Genomic DNA, 8416 nt, shown 5'->3' on the forward strand with positions numbered 1-8416 from the left:
CGCCCGGCGGGCCCGGCGGCGCGCCCGGCGGTCCGGGCACGCCCGGTGGTCCCGGCACGCCCGGCGGTCCCGGGCAGACGGCGGGGGACGGGTACGACCCGTACGCGGCGGACCGGCCCGGCAGCACCCGGGCCTTCCCCGTCGGCGACCCGTACGCGGCCGGCGGTCCGTACCAGGGACAGCCGCCGTACCAGGGGCACCCCGGCCAGGAGCACGGCTACTACGACGACGGCCACGGGCAGCAGCCGCCCTACGGCCCCGAGCAGGGCTACGGCCAGGACCAGGGCTACGGCCCCGAGCAGGGCTACGACCAGCAGCCGTACGGCCAGGACAACGTCGCCGTCTACCGGGCCGGCGGCCAGTCCGCCCCGCACGTCGCCGGGCCCCGGCCGCACTGGCGCGAACTGTTCACCGGCCTGTTCCGCAGCCCGACCGCGGTCTTCGACCGCACCCGCGACCACCAGGTCTGGCTGCCCGCGCTCACCGTCTCGCTGCTGTACGGCGCGCTCGCGGTGCTCGGCATCGGGCTGACCCACGACGACATCGTCAACTCGACCTTCACCGTGGCGCTGACCGGCATCCTCGCCGCCGCCATCGGCTTCACCGTGGCCGGCGCGCTCTTCGGCGGGGTCACCTACGCGATGGCCCGCCAGCTGGGCGGCGACGGCCCGTGGAAGGCGACCGTCGGCCTGGCCGCGCTGATCGGCTGGCTCACCGACGCGCCCCGGCTGCTGCTCGACCTGGTGCTGCCCTCCGGCAGCGCCGTCGTCCAGGTCGTCGGCTGGGCCACCTGGATGCTCTGCGCGTACCTGCTGACCAGCATGGTCCGGCGGCTGCACGACCTGCCCTGGGGCAAGGCCGCGGCCGCCTCGGCGATACAGCTGGTGGCGCTGCTGGTGCTGATCAAGCTGCCGACGCTGGGCTGAGCCGCACCGGGCGGAGCGACGCCGGGCCGAGGGCTCCGACGGGCGAAGGGCAGAATGGGGGCGGGTCGCGGCCGAGCGCCGGGCCCGCCCCACCCTCGTCGTCCCACCTTCACCGGAGCCAGGAATGACCCTCCCCACCACCCACGTCAGCTTCCCGGCCGGGGCGGTGACCGGCGAGTCCCCGGTGCTCGCGGTGCACCCGCTGGCCGACGGCCGGTACGCCGTCGTCACCGCGGCGACCCCGTTCCACCCGCTCGACCACACCTGGCCCGACCAGCCGGCCGACCGCGGCACCCTGACCGTCGACGGCACCGAGCTGGCCGTGGTCGACTGCCTGACCGGCGCCGTCGGCCCGGAGGGCGGGGAGCCGCTGGTCGGCGCCGACATCCCGGTCCGGCGCGGTGACGAGGAGTGGTCCTGGCTGGTCCTGCACGTCGTCGACGGCGACCCGGGGGACCTCGTCGGCCGCACCGCCGCGCTCGCCGTCGACGCCGACCGCCGGGGCGCCCTCAGCGCCTCGCACAGCGGCTGCCACCTGCTCGCCCTCGCCCTGAACGCCGCGCTCGCCCCGCGCTGGCGCAAGGACCCGGGCCGCTCGGACGCCTTCGGCCACCCGGACTTCGACAGCCTCGCGATGGCGAGCTCGGTGATGGACACCGCGGCCAGCACCGACACCTACCGGCTCGGCAAGTCGCTGAAGAAGAAGGGCTTCACGGTGGACGCCACCGAGGAGTTCCCGGCCCTCGCCGACGCCCTGCCGGCCCTCACCGAGGCCGTCAACGCCCGGCTGGCCGCCTGGGTCGCCGCCGACGCCCCGGTCCGCATCGAGGTGCCCGGCCCCGAGCTCACCGCCCGCCGCCAGTGGCACTGCGAGCTGCCCGAGGGCGGCGCGCAGATCTTCTGCGGCGGCACCCACCTGCACCACCTCGGCGAGCTGGCCGAGCTGCGCACCGAGCTGCGGCTGTCCGAGGACGGCACCGAACTGGTCGCCGTCACCAGCCCGAAGCGGGCCTGAGAAACGCCGCGGGCGGCCTGATCCCTCGGGTGAGGGGTCAGGCCGCCCGTCGTGCGTGCGCTCCGTGGGGCCCGCGGGTCCTGCGGGTCCTGTGCTCAGACGTCGCTGCGGTGGAAGTTCAGGTACGAGCGGGACGGCGTCGGGCCGCGCTGGCCCTGGTAGCGCGAGCCGTAGCGCTCCGAGCCGTACGGGTGTTCCGAGGGCGAGGAGAGCCGGAACAGGCACAGCTGCCCGATCTTCATGCCCGGGTAGAGCTTGATCGGCAGCGTCGCGACGTTCGACAGCTCCAGGGTCACGTGGCCGCTGAAACCGGGGTCGATGAAGCCGGCCGTGGAGTGGGTGAGCAGGCCCAGCCGGCCCAGGCTCGACTTGCCCTCCAGCCGGGACGCGACGTCGTCGGGCAGCGTGATGACCTCGTACGTCGAGGCCAGCACGAACTCGCCGGGGTGCAGGATGAACGCCTCGTCGCCCTCCGGCTCGACCAGCCGGGTCAGGTCCGGCTGCTCCTCGGAGGGGTCGATGTGCGGGTACTTGTGGTTCTCGAACACGCGGAAGAAGCGGTCGAGGCGCACGTCGATACTCGACGGCTGGATCATCGCCGGGTCGAACGGGTCGACGACGACCCGACCCAGGTCGATTTCGGTCCGGATGTCCTTGTCAGAGAGCAGCACGCTTCGAGGTTACGTGCACGACAGGGCCCCGGACGAATCCGCCCGGGGCCCGTTCCGTCCCTCCGCGACCGTCAGGCCAGGAACTCCGCGGCCTCCAACCGCATCGCCCGCGCCAGTTGCGGCTCCGACAGCTCCCGCACGTCGGCCAGCACCGAACTCCGCATCCGTCCGCACTGCGGGCAGCGGATCAACCGTCCGGGCCCGAGCCGGCCAGGACCGAGGTTCTGCATCGGGAACGTGGTGGTGCTGAACAGGTGCCCCTCGGCACAACGAACGACGGCGCGCTGCTCCATCGATCCCCTTCCCATCCCTAACCCAGTACTCACCCGTACGCACTCGCCCCGACGGCCGAGCCCCGGGACAGCGTCACATTAGGGGATGTTCCGGACATTCCTCACCATGGCTCGCCGCCTCGGCCCCCACCCACCGGAGCACTCGCGCGCGGCCCACACAGTACGCCTCCGCACCCGCCCCACCCGGCTCCGCCACGTCCACCGACCCCCTGTGCAACCACCGGTGCGAATGGGGTACAGTGACACTGGATCGAGCGGTCTCTGACGGCTCATCAGGCGGGCGTAGTTTAATGGTAGAACATGAGCTTCCCAAGCTTAGAGCGCGAGTTCGATTCTCGTCGCCCGCTCCAGCAGTAAAGCCCCAGGCCAACGGCCTGGGGCTTTCGCGTTGTCCGGGACCGGTCGGGGCGGTCAGTGGGGGTGGGTCCAGGCGGGGGTCCAGGTGCCGGGGGTGCCGGGGGTGGGGGCGGTGGTGGCGAGGTGGGCCCGGAGGGCGGGGAGGGCCGGGTGGGGGTTGTCGCGGTGCCAGAGGAGCGAGTGGGGGTAGACGGGCGTCGGGTCGGTCACCGGGATGCGGCGCAGGCCGTGGGCGGCGGGCCAGACGAGGCGGGTCCGCTCGCTCATGAAGGTGGCGAGGGCCGGGGTGTCGGCGATGGTGTCGAGGAGGGCGTCGGAGCCGAAGTTGGGGCCGGTGGCCTCGATGGTGAGGCCGAACTCGGCGACGAGGTCGGCGTAGTAGGCGCCCCACTCGGTGCCGGGGACGATGCCGGGCATCCAGATCCGGTGGCCGACCAGGTCGGCGACGGTCAGCGTCCTGGCGCCCGCCAGGGCGTGGGCGGGGCCGGTGAGGAGGTGGAGCGGTTCGTCGAGCACCCGGACGGATGCGATGTCCTCGGGGAGCGGCCGGCCGGGCATGGCGACGGCACGGAAGGTGGCGTCGATCGCGCCGGAGCGGACGGCGGCGACGGCGGTCTCGATGTCGTGCAGCATCAGCACGTCGAGGTCGATGTCCGGGTGGGCGCGGTGGAAGTCGCGCATCAGGCCCGAGACGGCTCCGCGCGAGTTGAGCACGTCGACGCGCAGCGGGCGGCGGCCGGCCCGTACGGACGCGACCGCGCGTTCGGCGGCGCGCAGCAGTTCGCGGGCGTGGGGCAGGAACGCCTGTCCGTCGATGGTGAGTTCGGCGCCGCGCGGGGTGCGGGTGAACAGCCGCACGCCGAGGTCGCGCTCCAGTGCGGCGACGCGTTTGGAGACGGCCTGCTGGGTGATCGACAGGTCGACGGCGGCCTTCTGGAACTGGCCGGCTTCCGCGATGGCGGCGAAGGTGCGCACTGCTTCGAGGTCCACGCCGATCCACTGTAGAGAACAACCTGTGGTTGTGCGGGGTGGGCGGAACGGTTGTTTGACCGGCCGCTGTGCCTCCCGGTTGGCTCTCACCGGTCAACTCCGGTTTGTCCGGTCGGGGTCGGGACGTCGAGGGGAGCGCACCGCGCATGACGGGTGGGAAACGGCTGGGCCGGCGGTTCGGCTGGCTGTGGGCGGCGTACGCGGTGAGCGCGTACGGGTCCGGGCTGGGGTTCGGGGCGCTGCCGCTGATCGCCGTGCTGGTGCTGCGCGCCGGACCGGCCGAGGTGTCCGCGCTGTCCGCCGTGGGGCCGGCGGTGGGCGCGCTGATCGCGGTGCCGCTCGCGCCGTGGGTGGAGTTCCGGCGCAAGCGTCCGGTGATGATCGCGATGGACCTGGTCCGGTTCGCGGCCATGGCGTCGATCCCGGTCGCGTACGCCCTGGGAGGGCTGGGCTTCGTCCAGCTGCTGGTGGTCTCGATCGTGGTCGCCGCGGCCAGGATCGCGTTCGGCGCGGCCAGCGGCGCCTACCTCAAGGCCCTCGTCCGGCCGGACGATCTGCTGGTGGCCAACGCGCGGTTCGAGTCCACGAACTGGAGCTCCATCGCGATCGGTCCGCCGCTGGGCGGGGCGGCGGTCGGCCGGTTCGGGCCGGTCACCACCGTGGTGGCCGACGCGCTCAGCTACCTGCTCTCCGCGCTGAGCATCACCGCGATCCGCGGCCGGGAGGAGACGCCGCGGCGGACCGGTGGGAACCCGGTCCGGGCGGGCGCGGTGCTCGACGGCTGGCGGCACATCCTGGGCGACCCCGGTCTGCGGGCGCTCTACCTCAACAACATGCTCGTCTCCGGTCTGATCATGGCCACCGAGCCGGTGCTCGCCGTCCTCCTGCTCCGCCAACTCCACTTCGCCCCATGGCAGTACGGCCTGGCCTTCGCCGCCCCCTGCCTCGGCGGGCTGATCGGCTCCCGGCTGGCCCGGCGGGTCGTCGCACGCCACGGCCGGGACCGGGTGTTCCGGACCGTCGGCACCCTGCGCGCCGTCTGGCTGATCGGCCTGGCCTTCGTCCGCCCCGGCGTGGTCGGCCTGGTCACCGTGATGGCCGTCGAGCTGGCGATCATCGTCAACATGAGCCTGTTCAACCCGGTGCTCGCCACCTACCGGCTCGAACGCACGCCCAAGCACCTGGTCGCCCGCACGCTGTCGGCCTGGTCGATCGGCCAGCAGGCGTCCATCGCCGTCTGCACCGCGCTCGGCGGGCTGCTCGCGGCCGCCACCGGACCGCGCACCGCCCTCGCGGTCGCGGGACTGCTCATCCTCGGCACGCCGCTCCTGCTGCCCCGGGCCGACGGCCGGGCGCGACCGGAGGCCGTACCCGGCCCACCCCCCGCACGGAGGACATCCGCATGACCACCACCCCCGCCGCCGGCCCGTTCGCGCTCGACCCCGCGCGCACCGCCCTGCCCCATCGGCTCCTCCCCTCCAGGGCCCACGTGCTTGACACCGCCACGCTGCGCGCCTTGGTCCGGGAGACGGGCTGACCGGGCCCGAACGGATCCGGGTTTGCGAGTGGCGTCCATTCCGATACAGCCGAACCATGTGAAGGCCGCAGGCCATTTGACCTGCGGCGTTCGCGACATATGAGTCGTTGTCGGGTTTGGATCCATTTGCCCACCGCAGCGACGGAACCTGTCGACAGCTGCGGTGGTGTGTGCTGGGGGGCGGTGTGCGATCCACGTGGACGACGGAGCGCTGACCGATCGATTTCCGCGTCAGCCTGTTGGTTCGGAGTGCCTCTGGGCCTCGTATCAGGCGACTGAAAGGTGTCGCTCGCTGCGGCGGGGCGGATCGACGGAAGCGGCGCCCAGCTTCCGAAGCGCTTTGTGCAGGTCCCAGCTACTTGGTGCCTGCTCGTGCCAGTAAGGCTTGCTGAGCGCGTCGATAGCGCAGATCAGAGCCGCCCTCGTCGTTGAATCAGCCGATGCGGTGCGGAGGTTGACTGTCAGAAGATCTCGGCGGTACACCAGGAACGACCACCACTCGTTGGCATACAGCGGTACCTGCGGGTAGCACTCAAGCCCGCGAGCACGGAGCAAGGTGAACACCCTCTGCAGTCGCTCGACCCTGAGGCGTTCCTTTTCTTCAAGGGCGCGGACAGTTGCATTCGAGATCATGACGGCCCCGTTCGAGCTTTCGACACGGGCTTTGATTGCCTCGATTGTGCTGTGGCAGACATGAACTGTCATCGAATTCCTCCATAAGCCGGATAAGTGCCGCCACGATGACGAGTCCTCGGCGCCTGTGCACAGAAACATCAAAATCCGCCTCATGGGGCACGGGTGTGGTGTAGGGCAGGCGCCTCTACCGAGCGACCGGGGGATGGTCGTGGCGTCCGGGAGGGTGGTCGGTCAGGCGGCAAGGGGCAGGGCACGGCGGAGGTGCGGATGAGGAGGCCGGCCCGGGCGCTGTCGAGGGATGGGTGCGGCCGGATCCGGTGACGCAGCACCTGCAAGGGGGTTCGCGGGCCTCCACGCCTGGTGCGGCACCCCGCTCTTCGTCGATCCGGTCGCGCAGACGGTCGAACACGTCGATGACGGCAGCCTGTTCGGTTCTCCCGGCCGCGACGGGGCCCGGGGCACTGGCCGTGGTGCCGCCCGGCGGGCGGTGGGGCCGGTGGGCGGTGGGTGCGCTTGTGTTCGGGGCGGTGGTGCGTGGAAGTGGCCGAGATCGATCTGGTTCGGGGGTGCTTCCAGCTGGTAATCGAGGGCATCGCGGGGGCGCGGCCGGCGGGGCCTCGTCGAGAAGGGGCGTCGCCCGCCGTACCGCCGGGAGTCGCGAGGCCTTGCGGCGCCGCGGCTGCCGACGGCAACGGGGTGGGGGATCAGCGGCGGGCGGCGAGGTCCTCCAGGGTGGGGACCAGGGCGGCCGGGGTGGGCAGGGCGGCGTTGTCGGCCCGGAGGCGGTGGGCGGCGTCGCGCAGCGCGGCGTCGGTGAGGACACGGGTGAGCAGCGGGGTGTCGACGGCCTCGGAGGTGGAGCTCAGGGCGGCACCGGTGGCGGTGATGGCGTCGGCGTTGAGGAAGTGGTCCGCGCCCTGGGGGAGCAGCAGCTGGGGCAGGCCGGCCTGGAGGGCGGTCAGCATGGTGCCCGAACCGCCGTGGTGGATCAGCGCGTCGGCGCGGCCGAGCAGCTCGTTGAGCGGGACCCAGGGCAGGCCGCGGACGTTGGCGGGCAGGGTGCCGAGCGGGGCGAGGTCGGCGTTGCCGACCGCGAGCAGGAAGTCGGCGTCGACCTCGGCCGCCGCCTCGACCAGGCGGACCACCGCGCGGACGCCGTCGATCTCGGCGAGCACGGTGCCCAGGGTGACGACCGCCCGCGGGCGGTCGGGCTTGCGGAGGAACTCGCCCGGGACGATGCCGCCGCCGTTGTACGGGACGTAGCGCATCGGCAGGCCGTCCGGGTCGCCGCCGAGCGGGCCGAGGTTGAGCACCGCGGTGACGCCCGGAGCGGTCAGGCCGCGCTCCTCGTACAGGTCGGAGACGTGCGAGGCCACCAGGTCGGCCATCGGGCGGCCGGGGCTGGCACCGAAGTTCTGCACCACCGACGGGATCTTGAGCTGGGCGGCGACCAGCGGGCCGGCGGCGGCGAAGGAGTCGTGGACGATCAGGTCGGCGCCCCAGTCGGTGGCGACCGCGAGCAGGCCGTCCACGTCGGGACGGGAGGCGTGCGCGAACATCGCGGCCGCCATGTCGAGGATCTCTTCCTGGGTCTTGTCCCGGTTGACGTACTGGACCTTGCCGCCGAGACCCTCCTCGATGATCTCCCGCAGGCCCCGGCCGTCGCCGACCTGGGCGACGGGGAAGCCCGCGGAGCGGATCAGCTCGACGGGCTGCCCGGTGGCGAACAGGACCTCGTGCCCGACGGCGCGCAGCGCCTGGGCGGTGGGCACCATCGGGTAGAGGTGACCGGCCGCGGCGGGGCCGGTGAAGAGTATGCGCATGGTGGTCTCCTTGCGAATGTTGCTGACAAGGCAGTCTCACCTTTGAAGTTGACGTTCAGTCAATTCGATAAGGATCACCATGCGCGGTAATCGGCCTTTCTGGAGCAGGGCTTGCCTCTCGGGCAACGGTGTGCTCCACGCGCCGGTCGCCCGGGCCGTGCGCGCCCG

The 8416-nt window shown here is 72.5% G+C and carries 9 protein-coding genes and 1 tRNA gene; 5 read left to right on the top strand and 5 right to left on the bottom strand.

The features are described from left to right. Positions 1-926, top strand: a 926-nt coding sequence (locus tag AE652_RS43105; RefSeq protein WP_053112062.1) for a Yip1 family protein, incomplete at its 5' end; no start/stop codon positions are given. A 124-nt stretch (positions 927-1050) separates the two neighbouring features. Continuing rightward, complete coding sequence (locus tag AE652_RS13775; protein ID WP_049651627.1) at positions 1051-1941, top strand: metal-dependent hydrolase; 891 nt, start codon at positions 1051-1053, stop codon at positions 1939-1941. A 95-nt stretch (positions 1942-2036) separates the two neighbouring features. Here AE652_RS13775 and dcd read toward each other — a convergent pair whose 3' ends face one another. Beyond that, entirely contained in the window at positions 2037-2612 is a 576-nt protein-coding gene (gene dcd / locus AE652_RS13780; protein WP_049651628.1) for a dCTP deaminase, read from the bottom strand. Between the two features lie 71 nt (positions 2613-2683). Continuing rightward, positions 2684-2905, bottom strand: a complete 222-nt coding sequence (locus AE652_RS13785; protein WP_074001850.1) for a hypothetical protein — start codon at positions 2903-2905, stop codon at positions 2684-2686. 276 nt (positions 2906-3181) lie between these two features. Here AE652_RS13785 and AE652_RS13790 point away from each other — a divergent pair. Then, positions 3182-3255, top strand: a tRNA-Gly gene (locus AE652_RS13790). Between the two features lie 61 nt (positions 3256-3316). On the opposite strand, the gene AE652_RS13795 is transcribed toward AE652_RS13790, so the two are convergent. Beyond that, positions 3317-4252 carry a LysR family transcriptional regulator gene (locus AE652_RS13795; protein WP_049651630.1) on the bottom strand — a complete coding sequence of 312 codons (936 nt, stop codon included), beginning with the start codon at positions 4250-4252 and terminating at the stop codon, positions 3317-3319. A gap of 146 nt (positions 4253-4398) precedes the next feature. On the opposite strand from AE652_RS13795, the gene AE652_RS13800 reads away from it, so the two are divergent. Together AE652_RS13800 and AE652_RS48990 are read left to right on the top strand one after the other, a co-directional pair. Continuing rightward, complete coding sequence (locus tag AE652_RS13800) at positions 4399-5658, top strand: MFS transporter (RefSeq protein ID WP_049651631.1); 1260 nt, start codon at positions 4399-4401, stop codon at positions 5656-5658. Next, a complete protein-coding gene (locus tag AE652_RS48990) occupies positions 5655-5789 on the top strand; it encodes a hypothetical protein (protein WP_255357423.1) in 135 nt (44 codons plus the stop codon). Before AE652_RS13800 ends, AE652_RS48990 begins: the two co-directional genes overlap by 4 nt. Before the next feature lie 267 nt (positions 5790-6056). Here AE652_RS48990 and AE652_RS46390 read toward each other — a convergent pair whose 3' ends face one another. Both AE652_RS46390 and AE652_RS13805 read right to left on the bottom strand, forming a co-directional pair. Continuing rightward, positions 6057-6494, bottom strand: a complete 438-nt coding sequence (locus AE652_RS46390) for a hypothetical protein (RefSeq protein ID WP_159028442.1) — start codon at positions 6492-6494, stop codon at positions 6057-6059. 635 nt (positions 6495-7129) lie between these two features. Beyond that, positions 7130-8248 carry a nucleotide disphospho-sugar-binding domain-containing protein gene (locus AE652_RS13805; RefSeq protein ID WP_049651632.1) on the bottom strand — a complete coding sequence of 373 codons (1119 nt, stop codon included), beginning with the start codon at positions 8246-8248 and terminating at the stop codon, positions 7130-7132. Between the last annotated feature and the right edge of the window lie 168 nt (positions 8249-8416).

Origin of the sequence: Kitasatospora sp. MY 5-36, assembly GCF_001182915.1 — a bacterium.
In the GTDB taxonomy this organism is placed as follows: Bacteria; Actinomycetota; Actinomycetes; order Streptomycetales; family Streptomycetaceae; genus Kitasatospora.